At 69.4% G+C, this 25,020-nt stretch carries 25 protein-coding genes, 1 pseudogene and 1 other annotated feature; of the genes and pseudogenes, 15 read left to right on the forward strand and 11 right to left on the reverse strand.

Annotation, left to right across the window (positions count from 1 at the left end):
* Positions 1 to 329 precede the first annotated feature (329 nt).
* Entirely contained in the window at positions 330 to 1,274 is a 945-nt protein-coding gene (locus tag L3X23_RS28430) for a M56 family metallopeptidase (RefSeq protein WP_237195984.1), read from the forward strand.
* A gap of 135 nt (positions 1,275 to 1,409) precedes the next feature.
* Here L3X23_RS28430 and L3X23_RS28435 read toward each other — a convergent pair whose 3' ends face one another.
* The gene (locus tag L3X23_RS28435) at positions 1,410 to 1,742 is read right to left on the reverse strand and encodes a hypothetical protein (RefSeq protein WP_237195986.1); all 333 of its coding nucleotides are present in this window, start codon (positions 1,740 to 1,742) and stop codon (positions 1,410 to 1,412) included.
* Between the two features lie 142 nt (positions 1,743 to 1,884).
* On the opposite strand from L3X23_RS28435, the gene L3X23_RS28440 reads away from it, so the two are divergent.
* Both L3X23_RS28440 and L3X23_RS28445 read left to right on the forward strand, forming a co-directional pair.
* Entirely contained in the window at positions 1,885 to 2,244 is a 360-nt protein-coding gene (locus L3X23_RS28440) for a BlaI/MecI/CopY family transcriptional regulator (RefSeq protein ID WP_308116952.1), read from the forward strand.
* A 771-nt stretch (positions 2,245 to 3,015) separates the two neighbouring features.
* Positions 3,016 to 3,342 (forward strand): hypothetical protein, encoded by a 327-nt coding sequence (locus L3X23_RS28445; RefSeq protein WP_237195988.1) that lies wholly within the window; start codon positions 3,016 to 3,018, stop codon positions 3,340 to 3,342.
* A gap of 4 nt (positions 3,343 to 3,346) precedes the next feature.
* Here the strand turns inward: L3X23_RS28445 and L3X23_RS28450 are convergent.
* A pseudogene (locus tag L3X23_RS28450) lies at positions 3,347 to 4,054 on the reverse strand (IS630 family transposase); the annotation flags it as partial.
* Between the two features lie 177 nt (positions 4,055 to 4,231).
* On the opposite strand from L3X23_RS28450, the gene L3X23_RS28455 reads away from it, so the two are divergent.
* Positions 4,232 to 5,494, forward strand: a complete 1,263-nt coding sequence (locus L3X23_RS28455) for an IS256 family transposase (protein WP_374205011.1) — start codon at positions 4,232 to 4,234, stop codon at positions 5,492 to 5,494.
* 6 nt (positions 5,495 to 5,500) lie between these two features.
* On the opposite strand, the gene L3X23_RS28460 is transcribed toward L3X23_RS28455, so the two are convergent.
* Together L3X23_RS28460 and L3X23_RS28465 are read right to left on the reverse strand one after the other, a co-directional pair.
* Positions 5,501 to 5,926, reverse strand: coding sequence for a helix-turn-helix domain-containing protein (locus tag L3X23_RS28460; RefSeq protein WP_237195989.1), 426 nt, complete (start codon positions 5,924 to 5,926; stop codon positions 5,501 to 5,503).
* Between the two features lie 143 nt (positions 5,927 to 6,069).
* Complete coding sequence (locus L3X23_RS28465) at positions 6,070 to 6,438, reverse strand: TlpA disulfide reductase family protein (protein WP_255734019.1); 369 nt, start codon at positions 6,436 to 6,438, stop codon at positions 6,070 to 6,072.
* A gap of 103 nt (positions 6,439 to 6,541) precedes the next feature.
* Here L3X23_RS28465 and istA point away from each other — a divergent pair, with 103 nt between their 5' ends.
* From istA to L3X23_RS28500, 7 genes are all read left to right on the forward strand, one after another.
* Positions 6,542 to 8,122: an IS21 family transposase gene (gene istA, locus L3X23_RS28470; protein ID WP_237197903.1), complete on the forward strand. Its 1,581-nt coding sequence runs from the start codon at positions 6,542 to 6,544 to the stop codon at positions 8,120 to 8,122.
* On the forward strand, positions 8,119 to 8,922 hold the full coding sequence (istB, locus tag L3X23_RS28475; RefSeq protein WP_237190164.1) for an IS21-like element helper ATPase IstB: 804 nt from the start codon (positions 8,119 to 8,121) through the stop codon (positions 8,920 to 8,922). Before istA ends, istB begins: the two co-directional genes overlap by 4 nt.
* Before the next feature lie 545 nt (positions 8,923 to 9,467).
* Complete coding sequence (locus L3X23_RS28480) at positions 9,468 to 9,788, forward strand: transposase (RefSeq protein WP_237195993.1); 321 nt, start codon at positions 9,468 to 9,470, stop codon at positions 9,786 to 9,788.
* Positions 9,749 to 9,877: a sequence feature (AL1L pseudoknot), on the forward strand. It overlaps the preceding gene by 40 nt.
* The gene (locus tag L3X23_RS36370) at positions 9,800 to 10,717 is read left to right on the forward strand and encodes an IS3 family transposase (RefSeq protein WP_237198143.1); all 918 of its coding nucleotides are present in this window, start codon (positions 9,800 to 9,802) and stop codon (positions 10,715 to 10,717) included. It overlaps the preceding feature by 78 nt.
* The gene (locus tag L3X23_RS28490; protein ID WP_237195995.1) at positions 10,659 to 11,858 is read left to right on the forward strand and encodes an IS30 family transposase; all 1,200 of its coding nucleotides are present in this window, start codon (positions 10,659 to 10,661) and stop codon (positions 11,856 to 11,858) included. The genes L3X23_RS36370 and L3X23_RS28490 overlap by 59 nt, the downstream gene beginning before the upstream one ends.
* A 19-nt stretch (positions 11,859 to 11,877) precedes the next feature.
* Positions 11,878 to 12,168: an integrase core domain-containing protein gene (locus tag L3X23_RS28495; RefSeq protein WP_374204937.1), complete on the forward strand. Its 291-nt coding sequence runs from the start codon at positions 11,878 to 11,880 to the stop codon at positions 12,166 to 12,168.
* A gap of 70 nt (positions 12,169 to 12,238) precedes the next feature.
* A complete protein-coding gene (locus L3X23_RS28500; RefSeq protein ID WP_237195997.1) occupies positions 12,239 to 13,192 on the forward strand; it encodes a hypothetical protein in 954 nt (317 codons plus the stop codon).
* Positions 13,193 to 13,202: 10 nt separating this feature from the next.
* On the opposite strand, the gene lnt is transcribed toward L3X23_RS28500, so the two are convergent.
* Entirely contained in the window at positions 13,203 to 14,936 is a 1,734-nt protein-coding gene (lnt, locus tag L3X23_RS28505; RefSeq protein WP_255734020.1) for an apolipoprotein N-acyltransferase, read from the reverse strand.
* A gap of 27 nt (positions 14,937 to 14,963) precedes the next feature.
* Between lnt and L3X23_RS28510 the strand changes: the two genes are divergently transcribed.
* Positions 14,964 to 15,275, forward strand: a complete 312-nt coding sequence (locus L3X23_RS28510; RefSeq protein ID WP_237190013.1) for a transposase — start codon at positions 14,964 to 14,966, stop codon at positions 15,273 to 15,275.
* Positions 15,272 to 16,207, forward strand: a complete 936-nt coding sequence (locus L3X23_RS28515; protein ID WP_237190012.1) for an IS3 family transposase — start codon at positions 15,272 to 15,274, stop codon at positions 16,205 to 16,207. The genes L3X23_RS28510 and L3X23_RS28515 overlap by 4 nt, the downstream gene beginning before the upstream one ends.
* 27 nt (positions 16,208 to 16,234) lie before the next feature.
* On the opposite strand, the gene L3X23_RS28520 is transcribed toward L3X23_RS28515, so the two are convergent.
* The 5 genes from L3X23_RS28520 to L3X23_RS28540 form a co-directional block, all read right to left on the reverse strand.
* Positions 16,235 to 17,050, reverse strand: a complete 816-nt coding sequence (locus tag L3X23_RS28520) for a glycosyltransferase family 2 protein (RefSeq protein WP_237196001.1) — start codon at positions 17,048 to 17,050, stop codon at positions 16,235 to 16,237.
* A 209-nt stretch (positions 17,051 to 17,259) separates the two neighbouring features.
* Positions 17,260 to 18,525: a prolipoprotein diacylglyceryl transferase gene (locus L3X23_RS28525; protein ID WP_237196003.1), complete on the reverse strand. Its 1,266-nt coding sequence runs from the start codon at positions 18,523 to 18,525 to the stop codon at positions 17,260 to 17,262.
* A gap of 368 nt (positions 18,526 to 18,893) precedes the next feature.
* Entirely contained in the window at positions 18,894 to 19,733 is an 840-nt protein-coding gene (locus tag L3X23_RS28530) for a cytochrome c biogenesis CcdA family protein (protein WP_237196005.1), read from the reverse strand.
* On the reverse strand, positions 19,730 to 20,356 hold the full coding sequence (locus L3X23_RS28535; protein ID WP_374204939.1) for a TlpA family protein disulfide reductase: 627 nt from the start codon (positions 20,354 to 20,356) through the stop codon (positions 19,730 to 19,732). Before L3X23_RS28535 ends, L3X23_RS28530 begins: the two co-directional genes overlap by 4 nt.
* 179 nt (positions 20,357 to 20,535) lie before the next feature.
* Positions 20,536 to 21,249, reverse strand: coding sequence for a chitosanase (locus tag L3X23_RS28540; RefSeq protein WP_237196007.1), 714 nt, complete (start codon positions 21,247 to 21,249; stop codon positions 20,536 to 20,538).
* Between the two features lie 453 nt (positions 21,250 to 21,702).
* On the opposite strand from L3X23_RS28540, the gene L3X23_RS36375 reads away from it, so the two are divergent.
* The gene (locus tag L3X23_RS36375) at positions 21,703 to 22,575 is read left to right on the forward strand and encodes a L,D-transpeptidase (RefSeq protein ID WP_237196009.1); all 873 of its coding nucleotides are present in this window, start codon (positions 21,703 to 21,705) and stop codon (positions 22,573 to 22,575) included.
* 367 nt (positions 22,576 to 22,942) lie between these two features.
* Positions 22,943 to 24,148 carry an IS701 family transposase gene (locus L3X23_RS28550; protein ID WP_374204940.1) on the forward strand — a complete coding sequence of 402 codons (1,206 nt, stop codon included), beginning with the start codon at positions 22,943 to 22,945 and terminating at the stop codon, positions 24,146 to 24,148.
* 264 nt (positions 24,149 to 24,412) lie between these two features.
* On the opposite strand, the gene L3X23_RS28555 is transcribed toward L3X23_RS28550, so the two are convergent.
* Complete coding sequence (locus L3X23_RS28555; RefSeq protein WP_237196010.1) at positions 24,413 to 24,601, reverse strand: hypothetical protein; 189 nt, start codon at positions 24,599 to 24,601, stop codon at positions 24,413 to 24,415.
* Positions 24,602 to 25,020: the final 419 nt, after the last annotated feature.

Genomic DNA, 25,020 nt, shown 5'->3' on the forward strand with positions numbered 1-25,020 from the left:
TTGTTCGACCCGACCTACCAGTTGCTCGCCGAGGAGGCGTCGGGGAGGGCGCGTCTGCTGTGAGGAGCGGGCCAGGCGGCTCGCCTGGGTGTCCGGCCGTCCCTGCTCGGCTTCACCGGGCCCGGGCCCGCCCCGCAGGCGAGTCTTAACCGGCTCGACCTGGCGCATCTGGTCGTGCACGACCGGTGCGGGTCGGTCTCATTGACAGTCGGGCCGGGCGCGTCGCGGGAGTGGCACATCGGGCACGGTAGGCTCAGCGTGGCGGTGACCGTCGGCCAGGTCTGTCGTCGTGGTGAGCGGCGTGCCGGAGCAGGAAGGATCCAGCCCGAATGATCCTTGCGACTGTTCTGGTGCTGGGCGCGATGTTGACGGCCTTTTTGGCTCCGCGCCTGCTCAGCGGATTGGAACGCACTCCCGCCAGCCCCGCCGGGCTGCTCTACGTCTGGTGGTCGCTCCTGGCGGGTGTTGGCTCCAGCGTGGTGGTCGCGCTCGGTGTCGTGCTGGTACCCGGCCACGGCGAGGAGCTCGCGCCGTTGGTCCGGCTTCTGGCCAGCTGCTGGACTGCGCTGACCTCGAGCAGGATGCACGCTGATGCCGTCGTCGGTGGGCTGATCGGCACCATGATCGCGGTTGGTCTTCTCCGAGTGATCAGGCGTGTGGTGCGCAGCCGGCGTGCGGTCCGGGAGAAGGCCGAGACCACGATGTGGATGCTGGAACCGGCCGGCTACTGGGAACACGGGGTTCTCTGGCTCGAGCACAAGCAACCTCTCGCCTTCAGCATCGGAGGACGGACGAAGGCAATCGTGGCCAGCACCGGGCTACGCGAGCAGCTCAGTCCGGCCGAAACCGACGCGGTGCTCGCCCACGAGCGCGCTCACCTCTCCGGACGTCACCACCTGCAGGTGTTGCTCGCCGACACGCTGGCCGCGGCGTTCCCCGTGCTTCCGCTGTTCCGGCAGGCACCAGCGGCGGTCAGACGGCTGATTGAACTGGCCGCCGACGATAAGGCCGCTCGCCATGTCGGGGCCCCCGTCGTGCGCCAGGCCCTGGTCCGGGTGGCCAGCGGCGGCCGGTACGGGCTTCCGCCCGCGGCCCTGGGTGCCGCGACCTCCGCCATCGAGCTCCGGCTTGCCCGGCTCAGCCATGTTGGGCGGACAGCCGCCTGGTCCGCTCGTCTCGGCGAGAAGGTGTGCTTCGTCGCGGTCGGCGCATTGGCTCCGGCCCTGACCGGGGCGGGCAGCCTTGCCGTACTCGCGGTCGTGTCCTGCATGTGAGTCCGGTATGTGAGATGGACGAGCGTGCGAGGTACCGCGGAAGCTTGACCAACGCTCCACATCTCGGTAGCTGCGAAAACCGCCGCCGCAGCGCACGAGAAGCCTGCCGGACCGCGACCGCCCGCGGGCCTCACGTCATCGACGTGTGGCTATGACCATGCCAAGCACCACGAGGAAGGCACCCATCGGGTATCCGATGAGCAGGTCCTGGCCTTTGATCAGTTCCAGGTTCGCGAGGTGGGCAACGACGTGCACGACCACCATGGCGACACCGGCTACGATGAGGACCCAGCCCAGGGCCCGACGAAGAACCCAGCGCCGGTACTGGGCTCGGAACGACACTGCGGCGTCGTTCGGCGTTGCGGCCGGGCGGGCGGGGAAACCGGCCGCGCGCGTCGGCTCAGGTGATGGCGCGGCTCGACCCCGATAGTCCCCGGGCCGGCTCCTTTTGACCTTCTTCTTCGGCATGTCCGCCTCACCCGGTGCACCTCTACTGCTATCTACGGACTAAGATAGTAGCCGAGTGCGCGGGCAGCATGTGCGCTGTCGCTATCCTGATGGGGTAAGCCACGACCTGCCGACTTGTCGGCCATAGTGAACCGGGGGACTGGTGCGACAGCTCGGGGTTCTCGAGGGCGTGGTCATGAACGAGCTGTGGTCTGTCGGCGGCTCGGGCACGGTCCGAGAGATGGTGGATCGACTTCGCGCGCAGCGCGATCTGGCCTACACGACGATCCTGTCCACCATGGGAAACCTGGTCGACAAGGGTTACCTGACGAGAACATCCGAAGGTCGGGCGCACCGCTATCACGCGGTGATGAGTCGGGCCGAGTACGCAGCGCAGCTGATGCGCGATGCGATGATGCGCGGCGGCGACGCGGACTCGGTCCTCCTGCAGTTCGCCGGAGGTCTGACGCTGGACCAGCAGGATCGCCTCAAGAAGGCCCTTGAGCATCCGACCGGAGACTGACCCGAGCGAGATCCTTTCCGGACGCCGGGCCGCCGCGAGCGGCGTCGAACAGGCGGGCTGACGATCGACGCGAACCCGAAGTTACACGCAGTGCCGGTGTAGGCGCTCTCAGTGACCCCGGCGTCACGCCGGCATGGACCTGCGGCTACTATCTACGTACCTTGATAGTAGAGGTGCTCCTGCACACCTCTCGAGAGCGAACGTGGGAACGCCGCGGCAGCTGCAGCCGGGCTAGTCAGGGCTGGAGTTCGCCGCCGGTGGCGAGTTTCGACGCCAACCTCATCCCGCAAGATGAGCGACTCCGGAGGAGTGAGATGGCTCTACCGTCCGTGGAACTTGGCTTCTTCCAGCTGTTCTGGGCGCGGCTGCTCAGTGCGTCCGAAGGCCTCCTGGTGCGTAGCCGGATACGCCCGACCCCCTGGCGCCGGTGACCTCCCCTCGATCGTGAAGTAGTGCGGGCCCGGTTCGGCCCGCTCAAGGTCGGGTCTGCCGACGCCTGCACCTCCTCGCCCTGCAGAGCGCGCAATCCCCGCGGATCGCTCGACCTCCGGGAGCCCCCTCCCCGGGAGGCCGCTGGGGCGGACGCCCGACACTGGCGTCCGCCCCAGCGCGGCTCAAGGCCGGATCGAAATCGTCCTGTCTCGTCGGAGTCAAGTGGTGAAGCCGCCTGCCACGGGACTCCGGAGCAGAGTGGGGCGGTCCACCGGCGCCGTCACGCCCCAGGCGAGCCGGCACGCCAGGAGCCGCCGATTGCGCTGATCGGAGAACTCAATGACCATCGAGATGCTGCACACCAAAGCATGCCCCCACGCCGCGGAGTACCTACCGCGACTGCTGCGGCTTGTAGCGGAGGCGGGAAGCAGCGAACCGCTGAGGGTGCGGCTGATCGCCGACCCCGACCAGGCTCAGCGCGAGCGGTTTCTGGGATCGCCGAGCATCCGGGTCAACGGCCGTGACGTGGACCCCACCGCCGAGTACCGGCGCGAGTACGGCCTGAGTTGCCGCCTCTACTCCGCCCAGGGCGGGCTGCGTGGCACCCCTCCCGACGAATGGGTACTGGAAGCACTCCGACGGCATGCGGCTCAGGGTGACTGCTGAAGCGCTAGTGTCCTGCGCCGGGAATTCGGTCAAGATATGTGGCGAGTCGTTCGAGGATCTCGTCGGCGGTCTTGGTCCAGGCGAACGGGCGCGGGTCGTCGTTCCAGGCGGCGATCCAGGCGCGGATGTCACATTCGAGGGCTTGCAGGTTCTTGTGCATCCCGCGGCGCAGCTGTTGGTCGGTGAGCAGGGCGAACCAGCGTTCGACCTGGTTGAGCCAGGAAGAGTAGGTCGGGGTGAAGTGCATGTGGAACCGGGGGTGGGTCTCGAGCCAGCGGGCCACCACGGGCGCTTTGTGGGTGCTGTAGTTGTCGCAGATCAGGTGCACGTCCAGCTCGTCCGGCACCTGCTTGTCCAGCTTGGCCAGGAACTTGCGGAACTCTGCGGCCCGGTGGCGGCGGTGGATCGAGCCGATCACCTCGCCGGTGGCCACGTCCAGGGCGGCGAACAGGGTGGTGATGCCGTGGCGGATGTAGTCGTGGGTGCGCCGCTCGGGCATGCCCGGCATCAGCGGCAGCACCGGCGCGGAGCGGTCCAGGGCCTGGATCTGGGACTTCTCGTCCACGCACAGCACCAGCGCCTTCTCCGGCGGGTCCAGGTAGAGCCCGACGATGTCGCGGACCTTGTCCACGAACTGCGGGTCGGTGGAGAGCTTGAACGTGTCGACCTGGTGCGGCTTGAGCCCGAAGGCCTTCCAGATCCGGCCCACCGTGAGCCTGTCAGATGGTCTGTGTAACAAGATCCTCTTGAGTTGAGGAGTACACAGATGTCCGTGGTCGATGATCAGGACGCGCACCCGCTCGGAGCTGGGCCCCAGGCCGACGCCGTGCCCGAGACCGCCCGTGACGCCGTGAACCGCATGGTCGAGGCCGGTCTGCTCGACGGGCTCATGTCCAAGGTGGACTCCGGTGAGCTCGCACTGACCGGTGAGGGCGGGTTCCTCCCCGAGATGATCAAAGCCGTGCTCGAGCGGGGCCTGGCAGCCGAGCAGACCGCGCATCTGGGCTACGAGCGTGGCGATCCCGCCGGGCGCGGGACTCCGAACTCGCGAAACGGCACCACCCCGAAGACTCTGGCCACCGAGGTCGGGGACGTGGCGTTGGACGTACCCCGGGATCGGGCCGGGACGTTCGAGCCGCGGCTGGTCCCGAAGGGCTCACGACGCACGGGTGGGCTCGACGAGATGATCGTCTCGCTCTACGCGGGCGGGATGACCGTGCGCGACATCAGCCACCACTTGGCCCGCACGCTGGGCACCGAGCTGTCCCACGACACCATCTCGAAGATCACCGACAGCGTGCTGGACGAGGTGAAGCTCTGGCAGTCCCGGCCGCTGGAGGAGATCTACCCGATCGTCTACCTCGACGCCCTGATGATCAAAGTTCGGGACGGGCACCAGGTCCGCAACCGGGCCGCGCACATCGCCGTCGGCGTCGACCTCGACGGCGTCAAGCACGTCCTGGGGATCTGGGTCCAGGCCGCGGAGGGGGCGAAGTTCTGGGCCGGGGTGTGCGCCGAGCTGCGCAACCGCGGCGTCCGGGACGTGCTGATCGTCTGCTGCGACGGGCTGTCCGGGTTCCCCGAGGCCATCGAGGCGACCTGGCCGCACGCGGTCGTGCAGACCTGCACCGTCCATCTACTGCGGGCGGCGATGCGGTTCGTGTCCTATCAGGACCGCAAGAAGGTCGCGGCGGCCCTGCGGCCGATCTACACCGCCCCCACCGACGAGACCGCCCGCCTCGAGCTCGACGCGTTCGCCGCCTCGGACCTGGGGCGTCGCTACCCGGCGGCGGTGATGACCTGGACGAACGCCTGGGAGCGGTTCATCCCGTTCCTGGCCTTCCCACCCGAGCTGCGCCGGATCATCTACACGACGAACGCGATCGAGTCCCTGAACTACCAACTCCGGAAGATCATCAAGAACCGCGGGCACTTCCCGAACGACGACGCCGCGATCAAGCTGCTCTGGCTCGCCATCCGCGACATCGAGGACAAGAGAGCCCGCGCCCGCGCGAAGGAGAAGGGCCTACCCGCCAACGCCCGCCGCGCCTCTCCCCGCCTGGTCGAAGGAGCCGTCGTCCAAGGCTGGAAACAAGCCCTCGGAGCCCTCGCTCTCAACTACCCCGAACGCCTCAGCCCTTACCTGACCTGACCATTCCTAGATCGACTTACACAGAGAACTTGACAGGCCCCCCACCGTGGAGCGCGACAGGCCGCTCTCGGCGGCCATCGACGCCCGCGACCAGTGCGTCGCATTCGCCGGGGTGCGCTCCAGGGTGTCCACCACGACCCGCTCGACCTGCTCGTCGGTGATCGTGCGTGGGGCGCCCGGGCGCGGCTCATCGACCAACCCGTCCAGCCCCGCCTTCACAAAACGCGACCGCCACTTCCCGACCGTGACCGCGTGACAGCCCAGCTTCGCGGCGATCGCGGTGTTCGACTCACCGTCGGCCGCGGCCAGCACGATCTTGCTGCGCAGCGCGAGCGCTTGGGAGGACTTCGCCCGCCGCGACCACCGGGTCAGCGTCTCGCGCTGCTCGTCGGTCAACGTCACCTCGGCCACCGGCCGGCCTCTACTCGGCACGACCGGCAGCCTACTGATATCTAGCGGATTTCAGGCGCAGGACACTAGCAGCACAGGAGGCAATGCCGTCGGCAACGCTGCTCCACGACGGCAGGGACGGCCGTGATCGGCTATGCCGGGACGCCACCGAGCCCGGACCGGGCTCACGATGCTTTCAGGTAGCGCTGGATGGTGAGGCGAATTTGATCACCGTCGCGGAAGGGGGTCAGAGGCTCGACGCGATCGAACGTCCCGTCGGCCTGCAGAATGTAGCTGACCGGGATCGCGGAGGGTACCTGCAAGGTGCTCCAGAGCCGGTTCTCCTGGTCAATGACCGAGGGGTAGTTCGCGCCCAGTTCGGCCATCAAGCTCAGCGCAGCGGATGGGTCATCTTTGACGTTGATTCCGATGACCGGTAGCGCCCCGGGTTGCGTCGAGTACGCCTGCAGCACGGGGATCTCCTCGCGACACGGCCGGCACCACGAAGCCCAGACGTTGAGCAAGGCTGACAGCGGCCAGTCCAAGCTCCCCATAGGCGGCCATTTACCGCCCCGGTGATGGCCGGCGTTCTCCCCGCTGACGGCCAGATATCTCCCCGGTGATCCACAGCAGATGACCGGCGGCGAGGGTCTGCCGGTGAAGCGGAGCGAGGAGATCGTGGAGATTCTCGAGGCCTACGACCTCACGGGCAGTTACCGTGCGGCGGCCGAGCTGGCGGGGTGTGACCACCACACCGTGGCCCGATACGTGGCGCTGCGCGCGACCGGGGAGCCGGTGGTGGCCCGCGAGCACCGGGCCCGACCGATCGACGCCTACCTGGCCAAGATCGAGGAGCTGGTGGCCCGCTCCAACGGGCGGGTGCGCGCCGACATCGTGCATGAGCGCATCGTCGCGATGGGCTTCACCGGAGGGGAGCGCACCACCCGTCGCGCGGTGGCCGAGACGAAGGCGCGGCTGCGCGCCGGGCAGCGGCGGGTGCTGCGGCCGTGGGTGCCCGAGCCGGGTCTGTGGTTGCAGTGGGACTGGGCGGAGGGCCCACGGATCGGCGGGCGCCGGACGAACCTGTGGTGCGCGTGGCTGGCCTGGTCGAGGTTCCGGGTCGTGCTCGCGGTCTGGGACCGCACCCTGCCCACGATCGTGGCCTGCCTGGACACCACCCTGCGTCGTTTGGGTGGGGTGCCGACCTACGCGCTGACCGACAACGAGCGCACCGTCTCGGTCGACCACGTCGCCGGAGTGCCGGTGCGCAATCCGGAGATCGTTCATGTCGCCCGCCACTACGGGATGACCATCCGCACCTGCGTGCCGGCCGACCCGCAGACCAAGGGCGGCAGCGAGGCGACGGTGCGGATCTCCAAGGCCGACCTCGTCCCCACCGAGGTCAACCTCGCCGACGAGTACCGCGTGTTCGGCCAGCTCGAAGCCGCCTGCCGAGGATGGTGCGAGAAGGTCAACACCCGCCCGCACCGCGAGACGAGGCGGCCGCCGGTGGAGATGCTCGCCGAGGAACGCCTGCGCCTGCACCCCTTGCCTTCCACTCCGTTCACGGTCGCGTTCGGCACCACCCGTCGGGTGAACTGGGACGCCACCGTCTCGGTCGAGGGCGTGCGCTACTCGGTGCCCCACGAGCTGGTCGACACGCGGGTCTGGGTCCGCTTCCACGGCGACGACCTCATCGTCACTGCCGTCGGGCAGGACGGGCCGGTCCAGGTCGCACGGCACGGACGGTCGACCCCGGGCAGCCCGGTCATCGACGACGCGCACTACCCGCCGCGCACCGCCGCGGCGAACGCGCACGGCGAGCGGACACCGCGGGCCACCAGCGCTGCGGAGGCGGCGTTCCTCGCGCTCGGGCCGGGCGCTGCGGCCTGGCTGGTCGAGGCGGCCGCGGCCGGGGCCCGCGGGGTCCGGCGGAAGATGACCGAGGCCGTCGCGCTGGCCAAGCTGCACCCGCCCGGGCAGGTCGACCAGGCCCTGGGCACCGCGGCGATCGCGGGACGGTTCGCCGAGAACGACCTGTTGCGCATCCTCGCCCACCAAGCCGGGGAGACCGTCGCCAAGCCCGCCACGCAGGCGAGTGAGACCCACAGCCTCCAGCCGGGCACCGCCGCCTGGTCCGGCTTCGGCCTAACTCCTGGCCCCGAACCAGATCCTGACCCCGGCACTGAGTCCGGCACTGGGTCCGCTGGGCCGCAACCGACTGGAGAGCCCGCATGAGCGCTACCACGACACCGAGCTCGGCGGGCGTTGCCGGCTCGGCCGGTGATCCGCTGGCCGAGGCGGTCGAGCTCACCCGCCGGCTCAAGCTCCCGCACATCCGCCGCCACCTGCTCGAGCTCATCCCGACCGCGCGAGCCCAGCGCTGGGACCACGCCGAGCTGGTCCGAGTGCTGCTCGCCGAGGAGGCCGCCGGCCGGGACGCGACGAACCTGCGGACCCGCCGCGCCCGCGCCGGGTTCCCCGCCGGGAAGACCCTGCAGGACTGGGACGCCTCGGCCTCGACGATCCCGCGCCCGACCCAGGACGCGCTCACCAGCCTGGAATGGGTCGGCCGCCGGGAGAACCTCTGCGTCTGCGGCCCGTCCGGGACGGGGAAGAGCCACTTCTGCGAAGCGCTCGGGCAGGCCGCGGTCGAGGCCGGGATGACCGTCGCCTGGTTCACCATCGAAGACCTCGGCGCGTTCGTCCGCCGCCACCGCGCCGACGACTCGATCACCCGCGCGCTGGCCCGGCTGATCCGCACCGACCTGATAATCGTCGACGACATCGGGCTGCTGCCCGTCTCACCGGATGCCGCGGAGGGCTTCTATCGGCTCGTCGACGCCGCCTACGAGCGGCGCTCGCTGGCCGTCTCCAGCAACCTGCACCCCTCAGGGTTCGACGAGATCATGCCGAAGACCCTCGCCACCGCCACGGTCGACCGGCTGCTCCACCACGCCCACATCGTCGTCACCCAGGGCGACAGCTACCGCCTCGCCCAGGCCACCTCTGGCAAGGGGGTGAGCCCGTTGACCTGACCCGGGCACGACCCCAGGCGGGGAAATATCTGGCCGCCGTCGGGGAGAACCAACTGGCCACCAGTGGGGAGAACTACTGGCCGCCAACGGGGAGAACGAGCTGGCCGTTGACACAAGGCGGGGCGACCCGCGAGAGCGGCCCCGAGGTCTGTTGTTCCGAGGCTGCCGAGGCAGGGGACCGTGAGGCCCGCGAGGGGTCCCGGCGAGGTGCCGGTCTCGGACGACTTGGGGCAGTCCTTGAGTCGAGCGGCGGCTCGGGGGCCGACCAACTGATCATCGGACGGCAATCTCGTTGGCTCGCCGAGCTCGGAATCGCCCAGTCGGTAGACCTCGCCGGGCGCCATCTGGACCTGCGCGACCTCGGAGGGTGTGGCGCGAGGTTGCGTGTCCTTCGGCCAGAGGGCTGCGATGCCGACCGCTGCAAGGGCTATCACCACAGCTGTCCACCAGGCTTCGCGGGGGATCGAGCTGCGCCACGGCGGCCGCTCTTCACTGTCCCGTCCCGGGTTTGATGGAGACCATCAAGTCTGGAGGATGATCGACCGATGGCCGCCCCGAGGAAGTACCCCGACGAGCTGCGGGATCGAGCGATCCGGCTGGTGCTTGACGCGAAGGCCGCCCCGGACGGCGGGGGCGGGAACGTCTACAAGCGCATCGGCGAGCAGTTGGGGATCAACCCGGAGACGTTGCGTGGCTGGGTGAAGCAGGTCGAGATCGACAACGGCACGCGGCCGGGCACGACGACCGACGATGCGACGCGACTGGCGGAGCTCGAGCGTGAGGTTCGGGAGTTGCGGCGGGCGAATGCCATTCTCAAATCTGCGTCGGCTTTCTTCGCGGCGGAGCTCGACCGCCCCAGCAGGTAGTCCTCGACTACATCGAGGCCAACAAGAACCGGTTCGGGGTCGAGCCGATCTGCGCGGCATTGACTGATGCAGGCGTGAAGATTGCCCCGAGCACTTTCCATGCGTCGAAGAAGCGGCCGCCGTCGGCGCGGGCGCTGACCGATGCCGAGAATCTGGAAGAGATCGAGCGAGTGCACCGCGACAACTTCAGCGTCTACGGCAGCCGGAAGGTGTGGGCGGCGCTGCGCCGGCAAGGAGGTGTGAACGGTCGGCAGGTGGCGCGGTGCACCGTGGAGCGGCTGATGCGCCGCAACGGCCTGCGGGGGGTTTCGCGGCTGCGGGCGCCGCGCACCACGGTGCGGGCCAAGGGCCAGGACCTGCGGCCGGACCTGGTGGACCGGGACTTCACCGCGCCCGCCCCGAACCGGTTGTGGGTCGCCGACATCACCTACATCCGCACGTTCTCCGGCTGGGTGTACGCGGCGTTCGTCATGGACGTGTTCTCCCGGCGGATCGTGGGCTGGCAACTGTCTAGGAATCTGTACACCGACCTCGCCCTCGATGCGCTGAACATGGGGATCTGGACGAGGAAGCGCGCGGGAGCGGATCTCTCCGAATTGATACACCATTCGGACCGTGGCGTGCAAGGCGGATTCAACCGGTCGTCGCAACACGTCGAATGGGAGGTGTCAGGTGGGGCGTCAGCCAGGGTGGATGGTCACGCAGACGGGCCGTCCGGCGATGCGGTCTCCGGGACGCCCACCGATCCGCCGGGATCTGGAGCGGGCGTTCTGGCGCAGGATCGCGGTCGGGATGACCAGCGAGGACGCCGCGGCCGCTGTGGGCGTGTCGGGCCCGGTCGGGTCGAGGTGGTTCCGCGAACGTGGCGGCATGCCGACGTTCCTGATCACTCCGGTCACCGGCCGCACTCTCTCGTTCGACGAACGTGAGGTCATGGCGCTGCTCAAGGCCCGGGGCGCAGGGGTGCGGGAGATCGCCCGACATCTGGGCCGCCACCCCTCGACGGTGTCACGCGAGCTGCGCCGCAACGCCGCGACCCGCTGCGGGAAACTGGAGTACCGGGCCTCGGTAGCGCAGTGGAAGGCCGAGCTGATGGCACGCCGCCCCAAGGCGGCCAAGCTCGTCGAGAACGACCGGCTGCGCGAGTACGTCCAGGATCGGCTCGCCGGGCAGGTCCGCCGCCCGGGCGCGACCACGGCTGCCGGACCGACCGCGGCGCCGTGGAAGGGCCGCAACAAGCCGCGCCGTCAGGATCGCCGGTGGACCACTGCCTGGAGCCCGGAGCAGATCTCGAGCCGGCTGAAGGTGGACTTCCCCGATGATGAGTCCATGCGCATCTCGCACGAAGCCATCTACCAGGCGTTGTTCGTGCAGAGCCGAGGAGCGCTCAAACGTGAGCTCGTGTCCTGCCTGCGCACTGGGCGGGCCCTGCGGGTTCCTCGAGCACGGTCCCGACGCCGCGCCAACGGCCACGTGACGCGCGAGGTCATGATCAGCGAGCGGCCGGCCGAGGTAGACGACCGCGCCGTGCCCGGACACTGGGAGGGAGACCTGATCATCGGGACCGACCGCTCCGCGATCGGCACCCTCGTGGAACGCACCACCAGGTTCACCATGCTGATCCACCTTCCCCGCCTCGAGGGCTACGGCGTCGAACCGAGAGTCAAGAACGGGCCCGCCCTGGGCGGCTACGGCGCCGAGGCCATGCGCGACGCCCTCACCGCTCACGTCACCGAACTGCCCGAACAGCTGCGTCGGTCACTGACGTGGGACCGCGGCAAGGAACTCGCCCAGCACGCCCGGTTCACCGTCGACACCGGTGTCGCGGTCTACTTCGCCGACCCGCACAGCCCCTGGCAACGCGGCACGAATGAGAACACCAACGGCCTGCTGCGCCAGTACTTCCCCAAGGGCACCGACCTCGCCCGCTGGAGCGACGAGGACCTCGCCGCCGTCGCGGCGACGCTCAACGGGCGACCACGCAAGACCCTCGGCTGGAAGACCCCGGCCGAGGCGCTCGATGATCAGCTAGCCTCGCTCCAACAGCACGGTGTTGCATCCACCGGTTGAATCCGCCCAATATGTCGCCGTGCGCTACGGCGAACGACTCGCCGAGGTCGACGCGGTCGCTTCCGTGGGATCGGTCGGCGATTCTTACGATAATGCGATGGCGGAGGCGTTCAACTCGCTGTTCAAAGCCGAACTCGTGCGGAATCGGGGCCCGTGGCGCGGGATCGACCACCTCGAGCTGGCGGTCGCGGAGTACATCGACTGGTACAACCACCGCCGTCTCCACGGCGAGCTCGGCCTGATCCCACCGGCCGAGCGCGAGGCCCTACACGCCGACACGAACACCGCCCGGCAGCCCGCCGAAGCGTGAGAACCGAGCCTCTACCGAACCCGGGACTTGACACTACAGCGGGTTCGCCGCGGGCGCCGGGTGGCTCGGCGTGCTGGCCCGCCGCCATCGAGATGGGCGAGCCTGGTTCCGGCCGCTGCCTGCCGGCTACGGCTTGGGAGCGGTGGGCGTCGCTGTGTTCGGCATCGGCGGATTGGCCGACATGGCCTGGCACGAGCTGTTCGGAGTCGAGACAGGCCTTGATGCGCTGGTGAGCCCGACTCACCTGGTGCTGTTACTCGGAGGCATGCTGCTCCTGACCACGCCGCTGCGGGCCGGCTGGGCACGGCCGCGGCCGAGTTCGGTGGGCGCCGCCCGACACAGCGCGCTGATCGAGCACCTCCCGCCAATCCTGTCGTTGGCGCTCGCTACCGCCCTGGCGGCGTTCTTCCTGCTCTACACCTCGGTGTTCTCCCGGCCTGTCGCAGCCGAGGCCTTGACCACCATCCCCGAAGGGATGCCCGGACACGAGCAGGCCGAGCTTCCGGCCGGTGCGGGGCTCAGCGCCTATCTGATCACCACCGTGCTTGTCGTGGTGCCGCTGCTGCTGGCGCAGCGCCTCGACCGACGTCCACCTGGCTCGACGTTACTGGTGGTTGCGGTGGTCGCGTGGCTCTCGGCAGCGGTCGCGCCCACCGCGTATGGACTTGTCTCGGCAGCCGCGGTGACCGTCGCGGCAGGCTTGGTGGACATGGTCGTCGTCGGGCTTGACCGGCTAAGAGCCTCAGCGATGACCCGGCTGGTGTTGTCCGCGGTTGCTGTTCCGGTGCTGTTGTGGCCGGCGCAGCTTGGTGCAGCGGCGGCCGTCGGGGAATTGGGTTGGCCGGTCGAGCTGTGGTCCGGGGTGGTCGTGCTCAGCGGCCTGCTGGCGGCTGCCCTCGCGGTCGCCTCCAGCTGGGGGGCTCAGAGCCCCCGCCTCGACAGCGGCCGTGACGCGACGCCCACCGAGGACACCGAGAACACGACGGGCATGCGAGAGACGACAGCTGGGGAGGTCGTCGTCTGAGCAGAGGAGATCAGTTGCCGGGTCCAGCTGCATCGGCCAGGGCTCGGGTACGCCGCGTCCGCACAAGCCGCGAGGCTGGAGCGGACAGCAGGAGCAGCCCGCTGAGAACGAGCACGGGGGTATCCCCGGCGCGGGCGTAGATCGTCTGTCCGGTGCGCAGCGACACCTGTTCACGAAGGAGCGCCGGGACGCCGAGCTCGCTGCGGACCCGCACCCCACCGTCCGGCTCGACGACTGCCGAGTAGCCGGTCGGCGCGGCCTGAACGACGGTCCGGCCGAACTCGACCGCCCGCATGCGGGCCGCGGCCAGCTCGATGGCGGGCACCTCGGCCGTGACGTAGGAGGCGGCGTTCGTGGGAACCAGGACGATCTGCCCGCCGCCGGCGGCGCCCTCTCGCACTCGATCGGCGAAAAGTACCTCGTAGGAGATGGCGATTCCCAGCGGTGCGGCCGGTGAGTCGATGCGGGCCAGGCCAAATCCCGGTATCGCGTCCTTAGGTACCAGCTGGGTCAGCTCGGTGAGCTGGGCGAGTATGCCGCGGGCGGGGATGTACTCGCCGAAGGGCACGCGGTGCTCCTTCTCGTACCGGCCGCTGATTCCGCCCGCTCGGTCCCACAGGACCGCGACGTTGCGGAAGCCGTCGTCGTAGCGCTCGACCACGCCCGCCAGGACCGGCGCGGCGAGCTGACGCGCCAGCTCAGCTGTTCGTTGATCTTCGGCCGTGCCGCTGATCGGGCCCTCAACGGTGATCACGTTCTCCGGCAGGAGCACCAGATCCGGAGATCGCTCGATGCCTTCGGCTACGGCGAACTGACGGTCGGTCGTGTCGTGGGGATCGGTGAGCACTGCACGCAGCCCTCGAGGCCCTCCGCCTTGCACCGCCGCGATATCGAGGGTTCCGGCCGGATCGGTCTGGGCTATCCGGGCGAGGCCAAGCAGACCAGCGACGACGGCGACAGCTGCGACTGCGGATAGAACGGTGTGCCTTCGGGCACGCCGGACCGAGCAGGCGGCGACCAGCGCCACCCCGGACGCGGCGGCGACTCCGGTGACGAGCAGCGAACCGCCGAACGCGGCGACCGGAGCGAAGGGGCCACCAGGCTGGCTCAGGGACAGCGACGGCAGCGGAAAGCCTCCGAAGGGGAACCGCGCCTGAACGGCTTCGATTACCACGAGGGCGAGCGGGGTCGTCCACCAGCCTCCGGCCCATCGGCCGCTGTCGGCAGCGGGTACCAGGGCCACCGCCAGGGCCAACATCATCGACTCGAGCAGTGCCACAGCGGCGTACCCGACCGGAGTGAAGCCGCTCAGCCAAGTCAGCGTGGCGGTGTAGAAGATTGCGCCGGTGAGGGCGCCCAGCGCCAGGCGAGCGCGGAAGCCGCGGGACCGAAGGGCGGCGGTCAGCGCCGCAGCGCCGAGAGGCAACATCGGCCACCAGCCGCGGGGCGGAGCGCCCAGGGCCCACGTGGCGCCGCCGGCCGCGGCGAACAGCGCTGCGGCGAGTGGAGACAACGGCCAGATGAGCCGACCTGCTGCAAAGCGCCGGCGAGGACGGCGTCCCGGGCGCTGCCCACGCCACACCCTTCGCTTGATCTGACGCCGCAGCACCGGGACCAGCTGTGCAGCCGATCGACCGCTGGGCCGCGGCTCACCGGGCGCAGGCAATGACGAACCCGCAGGCGCCGGAAGGCACGCCTCGTTCACCTCTGAGGTTCCCCCGCTTGCTCGGAGATCGACGATCATGGCCGAAGGGCCGTGTAAGGAGTCTCCGTGGCAGCACCGAAGAAGTACCCCGACGAGCTGCGTGAGCGCGCTGTCCGTCTCTACCGGGAGTCCGACCCCAAGCCGGTGATCCGGCGGCTGGCCGAGCAGTTGGGCGTGCACCACGAAGCGCTGCGGAACTGGATCCGCCAGGCCGAGGCCGACCACGGCGAACGCCACGACCGCCCGACCACCGCCGAGTCCGAGGAACTGCGCCGGCTGCGCAAGGAGAACACCGAACTGCGCCGCGCGAATGAGATCCTCAAGGCGGCGAGCGCTTTTTTCGCCCAGGAGATGGACCCGACAAGGAAGAGGTGGTGAAAGCCGTCGAGGCGCTGAAGGGCCGGTTCGGGATCGCCCCGATCCTGAAAGTCCTCGGTGTCGCCGCGTCGACCTACTACGGCTGGCTCGCCCAACAACGCGACCCGTCGCAGCGGCGCCGCGCCGACACCGAGCTACTCGAACAGATCCGCGAGATCCACGACCGCTCCGGCGCCACCTACGGCGCTCCGCGAGTACACGCGACCCTGCGCCGCCGCGGACGCCACGTCTCCCGCAAGCGAGTCGAGCGGCTGATGCGCGAGCACGGGCTGCAGGGCGCGTTCCTACGCAAACGCTGGCGTGTCGCCTCGACCAGGCAGAACCCGCACCACACCCCGGCTCCCGACCTGGTCAACCGCGACTTCACCGCCGCAGCGCCAGACCGGCTGTGGGTCGCCGACGCCACCCGGATCCCGTGCGGGGAGGGCGTGTTCTGGCTGGCCGCGGTCCGCGACGCCTTCTCCAACCGCATCGTGGGCTGGCGCTGCTCGGACCGCTGCGACACCGACCTCATCCTCGGCGCGCTCGAGTACGCGGTCTGGACCCGCAACGTCGCCAGCGGACAGATAGTCCACCACTCGGATCGCGGCTCGAACTATACGTCTCTAAGATTCGGGCAGCGCCTGGAAGACCACGGGATTCTCGCGTCGATGGGTTCGGTCGGCGATTCCTACGATAACGCGCTCATGGAGAACTTCTTCTCCACACTCAAGACCGAGCTCGTCTACCGGAAATCGTGGCGGACCCGCGAGGAGGCAGAGAACGAGCTGTTCGCCTACATCGACGGTTGGTACAACACCGAACGCATCCAGGCCCGCCTCGGATGGCTCTCACCGGATGAGTACGAGGCCACCTGGCACGCCCAGGAGGGCGTCCTGGACGATCAACCCGCATCACCCGCCAACGGGGCCGACCCGGCCCCGGTCAGCTAATCAGCACTCCGAGCCGGCGGGGGAACCTCACCTCATCGACCCAGTCGTGGTCGGCCTGTCCGCGCGTGTGTCGAGCGGGCTGCTGGTCGGTCCCGCCGTCTCGGGGCTCGCATGGGCCGATCGCTGCCGGGTAGCGCGCCGTCGCTCCGCGGCCAGCGTGCGCAGGACGCGCAGGCCGTCGGCGAAGGTCCGCAGGTTGGTGTCGCCGAAGTAGCGCTGCCGCTCGTAGGAGGGCACCTCGGTGACCCGCAGCCCCGCCGCCGCGACCCGGCAGGCCAGCACGGTCTCGATCTCGAAGCCGTCGCCCCATAGCAGCAGTCCGTTATCTGTGGCCGGGGTGTCGATCGGCGGAAGCTGCAGCTGCGGCAGCAGGTCGATCCAGAAGGCGTTGTAGCCGTAGCAGAGGTCCGAGTGCCGGGTGCCGAACAGCGCATTGGCCACGCCGTTGAGCCCGGCGTTGCCGGTCCGCCGCAGCAGGGTGATGTCGTCGCTGCCACCGCCGCGCGCGAAACGGCTGCCCTTGGCGAAGTCGGCATCCGCCTTCAGCGCCGCCACAAACGCTGGGATCTCGGCCGGATCGGCCGAGCCGTCGGCGTCGAACATCACGATGATGTCCCCGGTGGCGGCGGCGAACCCGCACGCCAACGCGTTCCCCTTGCCCTTGCGTGTCTGCTCGACGATCCGCACCCACGGCAGCACCCGCCGCGCGGTTTCCACCGTGCCGTCGACCGAGTTGCCGTCGACCACGATCACCTCGTGCACCGCGGGACGAATCGAGGCGATTGCGGGCAGGACGGCCTGCAAGTTGCGGGCCTCGTTGCGGGTGGGGATCACGACGGACACGCTCGGGTCATCGGGCCGTGTCATCTGTGGTCTCCTCGTGGATGTGCGGAGGACGCAGCCGTCGCTGCGTCGCGGGCGGTGGCATGGGCGCTCGGTCGGACCCCGGAAAAGGGCCGGACGAGGCCGGCGGTCCGGGCGGAGTAGCCGGCGGAGTGGCCGGCGGAGAGGCCCGGTGGGTGGCCAGCGGGGGTGGGAAAGCCTCAGGCCGCTCACCCGCCCGCTCCGCCGAGGACGCCCACGAGCACGGCACCGATCACGACGAGGACGGAGACGACGAGGACGACGCTGCGGCCGTGCGTGGTGTGGCGAGGCAGGTCGCGTAGCGGGAAGAGGAGCTGACGAGCGGTGATGTAGGCCGCCAACCCACCGACGAACAGCACCCCACCGATTGATCGGTGTGTGGCCGCGAGGACGAGCGAGGCCGCCGTGGCGAGCAGCAGGGCCGCTGCGGACTCGTAGAGTTGGGTGGGCACCCGTCGGCGGCCGAGCTTACGGTCCGACGACCACAGACCCCATCGCGACGCGGTGGGACGCCCGGCGCAGCATCCGCCGAAGAAGCAGCCCAGCCTGCCGATTCCCATACCGAACAGGAGCGCGGGGGTCGTCGCATCGAGCAGGGTTGTGACCGGCAGCGCGACCAGCACCGAGCCGACGAGTAGCACGGCGACGGCCGTCAGGACGAACCCTTGGATGCACATCCCGCTGGTCATGCTCATCCAACCGCGGGCGCGGGCAGGGTGCTCGATCATGTAGTAGACGCGCGCGCCCACCAGTCCGAGCAGACAGGCGATGAGCGAGAGCGCCAGGACGGGTAGTGCCGGCAGGCCCAGGCGAACGGCGAAGAGATTCTGGACGGTGAGGGCAACCGCGGCGCCGGTGGCCACCAGGGCGGGCCATGCGCCTGGTCGCACGCCCGGTGCGCGGACTCTCACCACGGGCAGGAAACCGGTCTGTCCGACCGTGGCGGCGGCCGGCGAGGGATGGGTCGGGGTGGTGGTGTCGGCGGCGCTTGTTTGTGGCCGGGCGGTGATCTCCCAGTCTCCTGCCGGAATGTTCTCGATCCGTGTGGTGAGCGAGACCCGTCCGCTGCCGGGCAGGACGTCACCGATGGTTTCGGTGGCTTCGAATGTGTCCGCTGTGCCGGGCTCCCGACCCGCCCCCCGCCGCCGCCCGGTGAAGGTCACCGAGAGGGGGTAGGGAGCGTCGGTGCTGGCGGGATCGGCGGCGGTGAAGGTGTAGGTGATCCCGAGCGCCTGCGGCTCGGCGTCGCTGAGTGCCGAGCACGTGACCCGGGTGGCTGACAGCGAGGAGGCAGTCAGCCTGATCGCGCCGGAGCTGCGGGCCGTGGTCGTGGAGTTCGCGCCGTCGATCGTGTCGACGGAGCGCTGCGCCGGCACCGGTGCCGACTGCTGGGTACGGCGCTGTGGCGAAGGTGGTGTCGACGCAGCTGGTGTCGATACGACCGGTGTCGCCACAGCCGGTCCTCGATCGGGTACCGCGTCGGGGTTCATCGGCGCGGCGGTCGGGCTCGGGCTCCCGTCCTGCCGCTGTGGCTTCTGTCGACCGCTGCCGGCTTGGTTGCTCGCTCCGTGAGCCTTCTGCGCGGGCTTGCGGCGCGCGGCCCGTTGAGCTCGACGGCGCTCCTGGCGGTTCATCGTTGGCTCCTGACTGGCGTCGACGTCTGTGGTGCTGCGTCATCGGTGGCGCGTCGTTGAACGGCATCGCGACTGGGGCGCTGCTCGAGTGCGCTTGAGTCCGCGCCTTGTTTCGATGGGGGCCGGGAGTGGCAGGCGACCGAGTCGCCCTGGTGCCTGCAGCGCATGTGGCCGCTTCAAGGGCAGCCTCAGAGGGGCAGGGTGTAGCCGGCGATCGGGCTGCGAAGCCACGCGATGAAGGCGCCCCACACACCGGTGACCAGCAGCGTGCCGAGCACGAGGAGCATGGCTCCTCCGGCGAGCTGCAGGGCGCGGATATGTCGGCGCAGCCAACCGGTCGTGCGCACCGCCCAGCCGGTCCCGAGGGCGATCAGGACGAACGGGACGCCGAGCCCGGCGCAGTAGGCCAGTATCAGTAGCATCCCGCGCACGGTTGACGACCCGAGCTCGGTGCCTGCGGCGAGGGCGATGACGCCGGTCAGGGTCGGGCCGAGACAGGGGGTCCAGCCCAGGCCGTAGACAGCGCCCAGGACCGGCGCACCGGCCCATCCGCGACGTGGGAGGCGGTGGATACGCACGTCGCGTTGCAGAGCGGGTATCCAGCCCAGGAACACCAGACCCATCAGGATGGTCAGCCCGCCGCCGATGCGCTGCAGCAGCAGCTCGTTGGTGATCAACCAGTCCGACACGCCGACGACGAGAAGCGCCCCGGTGGTGAACACGACGGTGAATCCGGCGACGAACAGCGCTGCGGCCCCGGCCAGACGCCAGCGCCCCGGGGCCCGCAGGCGGAGCGCGTTCGCGCTACCGCTGCCGTTGCTTGCGGTGGCAGCTGCGGGATTGGTGCCGGCGTGGGACCGATCCTGTGGCGGTGTCTGTACTCCGGCCAGGCCCGCGAGGTACCCGATGTAGCCCGGTACCAGGGGGAGGCAGCAGGGAGAGGCGAAGGAGATCGCGCCGGCTGCGAGAGCCAGCCCGATGGCGAGGAGCAGGGGCCCGGAAATGGCGAGTTGGGTCAGCTCGCTCATGTTCCCGTCCGTCCCTGCTGCGTGGTCGCGGTCATGTCACCGGAGCTGCGCGGCTCAGCAGCCACCCGTTGGACGACGGGAAGCAGTTCTGCGACCCGTACGGCGGTCAGGAACACCGCCGCTACTCGGTGGTCACGGTCGAGCACGATCGTCGAGGGCACCGTGTTGCGCGGGAACCCGTTCAGAGCGACGAGGGAGCGCCCGGGATTGTCGTACAACGATGGGTATGTCACGCCGCGGTCGAGGAGGAAGTCTCGGGCTGCCTGGCGATCGTCGCGGACGTCGATGCCCAGCAGAGTGACCCCGGATGACTGCGTCTGCTCGTGGACTTGCTGAAGTCCGGGCATCTCCTCCCGACAGGGGCCGCACCAGGAGCCCCACACGTTCAAGACGACGACCTGCCCGGTGAACTGCGACAGGCTGATCGTCTGTCCGGGCTGGGTCAGGTTTTCGCCCGACATTTCCCTCACGTAGCCACGATCACCGGGCGGGTCGTAGAGGATACGTGTCTGTCCACCTGGGGCGGTGAAGGTGAACTCCTTGATCGTGCTGGGCGCAGAGCCGTTGGGTTTGGCGAATGAGCAGGCCGTCAGAGAAAGGCTGGCCGCCAGCACAACGGCCACGATCCGACCCGCGCCGCGACGATCTCTGCTTGTAGTGCTCGGCGAGGACGCCAGGGACTGCGCCGGCGGAGCAGCCAGCGGGCTTTGCGTCCTCGCCCGCCGCACGGGTCGGCGGCGCGTCGAAAGGAGCGCGGTGATCCCGGAGCGATGGCTGCTTGTGGCTGTGGCGGGCTGCGTGCTCATCGGATCTCCACCGGCGTGCCGAACGGGTTGACCTTCAGGGGGAGGTCGAGGTTGAGGTTGCCCTCGTCGAGCAGCGCGTGCAGAGCGTCGACCCGGCCCACGGATGCCGCCCAGGCCTCTCGGGTGTCCGGATTGCTGGGTTGCTCAAGGGTGGCTCGCCGGCGGTTGAGGAAGGCTTCCAGCCAGAGGGTTTCCTGGGTACTGGCGGTGGGGACGCCGCCCGCTTCCTGGGTAGCGCGGTCGGCGATCGCGGCGAGACTGTCCGGTCCCACGTTGACGCCGTGCTGGACCGCGGTGTCGTAGAGCGCGAGGCGCGCGAGGGGACTCTCCAGACCGAGCTGTTGGGCGAGGTCGAGGGCCGGGCGATAGTAGTTCGTGTCGACGACGGCGTCTTGCGCCGCCCGGAACTGCGGATCGGCCGAGGCTTGCGCCCATGCCTGGGGCAAGCCTTCCAGGCCGGCACGGCTGTCCGAACCTTCAGCAGCCAACTGCATCAGGGTGGGCAGGAAGGAGGCCAACGGGTTGATCGGTGCAGCTTCGGTATAGCGGCGCACGACCTCGGCCATGTCGCCGCATGCGGAGCAGAACCCGGCCCGGCCGGCGGTGTAGCCGCGGCCGTCCTGGAGGTCCTCGATGTAGCCGTACTGAATGTCGGGGACGCCGTTCTCGAACACGCTGATGATCTGGTCTGCGGTCCGCCGCTCGGGCACGGGTGCCGTGCGAGTCGGCGGAGCCGGGTCGTGTGACGGGGGCCTTCCGGCAGTGGACAGGACGATCCCTACGCCGACCGCCCCGGCCAGCAACAGCACGACTCCCACAGCCAGGATGACCGTGGCGCCACGGTAGGACCGACCTGCGGGTCGCGGGGTTCGCGCATCGTCGGTGTCGAAGCGTGCGTAGGGCGGCGCAGCGGGTGTCGCATCTGACGCGGTTGGTTGTCCGCGTTCCGGTCGAGACATCAGGGAGCTCCTGTGCGGGGGTTCGGGCTGAGCGGCGGCTGCAGACAGCCGGCGGTGAACAGCAGGCGGGCGGACGACTCACGCCCGGTGCCGGCGGCCGCGTAGACGCGGTCATCCTTCGAGTTGCTCTTCAGCGCGACCACCTTCTGCAGCCGCTGCGAGTCGCCAGGCAGGACGGCATCTGGCGACTGCGATGCCTCCGACGTGCTTGCGCAGGTCCTGGCCGAGGTCCTCCCCACGAGACCGGTACAGGACACCGTCAGTGAGCAGCGCAAGGGCCTCCTCGGCGCAAAGGAGGCGCTGCGCATCGACACCCGCCGAGAGCGAAACGCCTCGCGACCTCGCCAGGGGCGGGATGCCGTGGCGTTGAGCTGCCCCTTCATCGCGCGCTGCTCCCGCCATGCCAAGGGCTCGGCCGCACCCGCTGCGATCGGGACGGAAACACGCAGCACCCGGTGCGTCACTTTCGTGACCATGTCTCGTTACAGCCCGTGCATACAATCGTTCCAGGTCAACGGGAGACCGATCATGATCGGAAGTCGTCACCGCTTCGACGGTCCGCCCAGGCGGCGGCGGATCACAGGCCTTCGAGTGGCGGCGGTGGCGGCCCCCTTGGCCGTCGCCACCCTCGTACTGGGAATCATTACCGGTGTAGCCACCGCCGACGTACCGGCGAAGGCGCTTTCCTACACGCCGGCACCGGGAGCTGACCGCCAGGGGCTGGTACCCGGCACGCCGTGTTCCAGCACGGCCCGCGCCTGTGTGGATCTCGCCTCGCACAACGCGTGGCTGGTCCGCGACGGGAAGATCAGTCGCGGGCCGGTTCGCTTCGTCGATGGCGACTCCGCCGACCCGACCCCCCCGGGGACCTTCAAGGTCGAATGGAAGGCTCGCGAATACACCAGCCGCGAGTACGGCACCCCGATGCCGTACTCGGTCTTCTTCGCCCCGGGCGGGATTGCCTTCCATCAGGGAGGGCAGACCACGCCCTCGGCCGGATGCGTCAAGCTCGAGCCCGCAGATGCGCGCGCCTTCTTCGACGATCTCCAGGTCGGTGCCGAGGTCCAGGTCAAGTAGGACCACTCCCTGTCTCCCTTCCTGCTGATCGCTCTCGCCAGTCCCGGATCTACTATCTAGGTACGTAGATAGTAGCGCCCAGCACGTGGGACACCCGGCGGCGGGGAGGTGCTGACTGGCTTCGGGGCGCCGCCGGTGCGGGCTGCCACCCGACCCGCTCCTGCGGGAAGCGCTCGACAGGCTGGGGCGTCGACCCCGCCTGCCGCGGCCGCGCTGCGCCAAGCGTGGGACTTCTGGTTGAAGTTGTGATGACGCCCCGTGGCGTGGTGTAGCTCGTGAGCGGCGATCAGCTTGCCCGACACTGATGCAGGCCGCCTTAGTACTCCAGCCGCACTTCGTGATCTTCATGGTCTACCCTACGGATCTTGTGGATGAGGATGTAGATCTCGCGGCCTGGGCGGGCGGGCTGGATGGTCTGTTCGCCCAGGTGGCGCGCAGGTTCCCGCGGGCGGAGCCGCGTCGACGGGCGCGCGCTTATGTGCGCGGGTTGTTGGCGCCGTTGGCGGGGAAGAACGGGTGGACCCTCGCTGAGGTCGCCGGTGACGCCACACCGGACGGGATGCAGCGGCTGCTGAACTCGGCGCGCTGGAAAGCCGACGAGGTGCGCGATGACGTGCGCGGATACGTCGTGGAACACCTCGGCGAGCCGGGTGGGGTGCTCATCGTGGACGAGACCGGGTTCCTGAAGAAGGGCGTCAAGTCCGCCGGGGTTCAGCGCCAGTACTCCGGCACCGCGGGCCGGGTCGAGAACTGCCAGCTCGGGGTGTTCCTCGCCTACGCCACAACCAAGGGCCGCACTCTGATCGACCGCGAGCTTTACCTGCCCAAGTCGTGGACCGGTGACCGCACCCGCTGCCGGGCCGCGGCGATCGACGACGAGATCGAGTTCGCCACCAAGGCCGTCCTCGCACAGAACATGCTCGGCCGCGCCCTCGACGCCGGAGTGCCCGCCTCATGGGTGACCGCGGACGAGGCCTACGGCCAAGACCACAAGTTCCGCACCTGGTGCGAGCAACGCCGCATCGGCTACGTCGTCGCCGTGCCGCGCAGCCAGACCATCCCCGCCGGTGCCGGGTCCAGCCGCGCCGATCACGCCGTCGCGGGCGCGCCGGAGCAGGCGTGGAGGCGCCGCAGCTGCGCGGACGGGGCGAAGGGGCCACGACTGTTCGACTGGGCCGTGGCCACCGTGTCTACCGGTGAGGACACCCCGCCGGGTTGGGGACGGTGGCTGTTGGCCCGCCGTCAGATCCTCAGCCCGGCACAGCTCGAGGCGGGCAAGGACCCTGAGCTGGCCTTCTACCTGTGCGCGGGCCCGCCGGGCACCACCGACGAGGAACTGATCCGGGTCGCCGGTGCACGGTGGGCGATCGAGGAGTGCTTCCAGACCGCGAAGAACGAGGTCGGGCTCGACCAGTACCAGGTGCGCCGCTATGACGCCTGGTACCGCCACATCACCCTTGCGATACTCGCCCACGCCTACCTGGCCGTGACCGCGGCGATCGCCCCAAAAGACCTGGCAGCGGCCTCATCCCGCTCACCCTCGCAGAGATCCGTCGTCTCCTGGCACACCTGACCCGGCACCCCGACCGGCCCCGTGACCGAGCCCGCATCTGGGCCTGGTCCCGATGGCGACGACGACATCAACACCGAGCCCGGCTCAGTCATTACAAGAGACGCGCCAGCGTTCACTAACGAAGTGCGGTTGGAGTATTAGCACTGCAACGGCACCTGGTTCGGCCTGGTGGGCGGTCGCCGCGGCGCCGGTAGTGACATGTGCGGGCCTGGTGTTGTCGTTCGCGTCGCCAGCTCGACCAGCGGATGATGTGCTCGACGCTGGTCAGCGGGGGCAGGACGAGAGCGGCGAGGAGGCGAGGTCCTCCGCTTCGGCGGGGCTCGCGAGGTGGGCCAGCGGCCGCAGCACGTCCCGCTGGGTCGCCCGCACGAACCGGGTCAGCGCCTCGCGGTACCCGCGCCCCGCGTCGAGTGCCCATGCGGTGATCTTCGCGTCACCGTTCTCCTTTACCACGGAAGCGAACTCAATCGGTCGCCGGGCCCCACCTGACACCCACCCACTCCGTTGCTAACGGACGTCGGAGAAGATTTTGCCTTCGTCCAACCTTATCCTTCCCGTCCTCTCAGCGAGCCCGTCCTACGGTGGTTTGGTGAGCACCGATTCCGCAGCAGCAATGACGTTCCTGTTCCCGTCCGCGGTGTTCGCCGACGCACATTCGACCGTCGTCGCCGCACTGGCCGCCGACCCGGTGCTGCTGGGACTCGGAGTCGCCGTCGACGACAGACCCGCCGTCGACCGCGGGAGCCGTCCGGGAGGCGCCGAGCTCAGGCTGACGGTGAGCTGGCTGTGCCTGCACGACGGGGAGGACACCCTGCTTGGCAGGTTGAGGGTGGTCCTGGATGGCGAGCAGACGGCCTGCGACCTGGCGGGGC

Source organism: Pseudonocardia sp. WMMC193 (assembly GCF_021728735.1).
Taxonomy (GTDB): domain Bacteria; phylum Actinomycetota; class Actinomycetes; order Mycobacteriales; family Pseudonocardiaceae; genus Pseudonocardia; species Pseudonocardia oroxyli.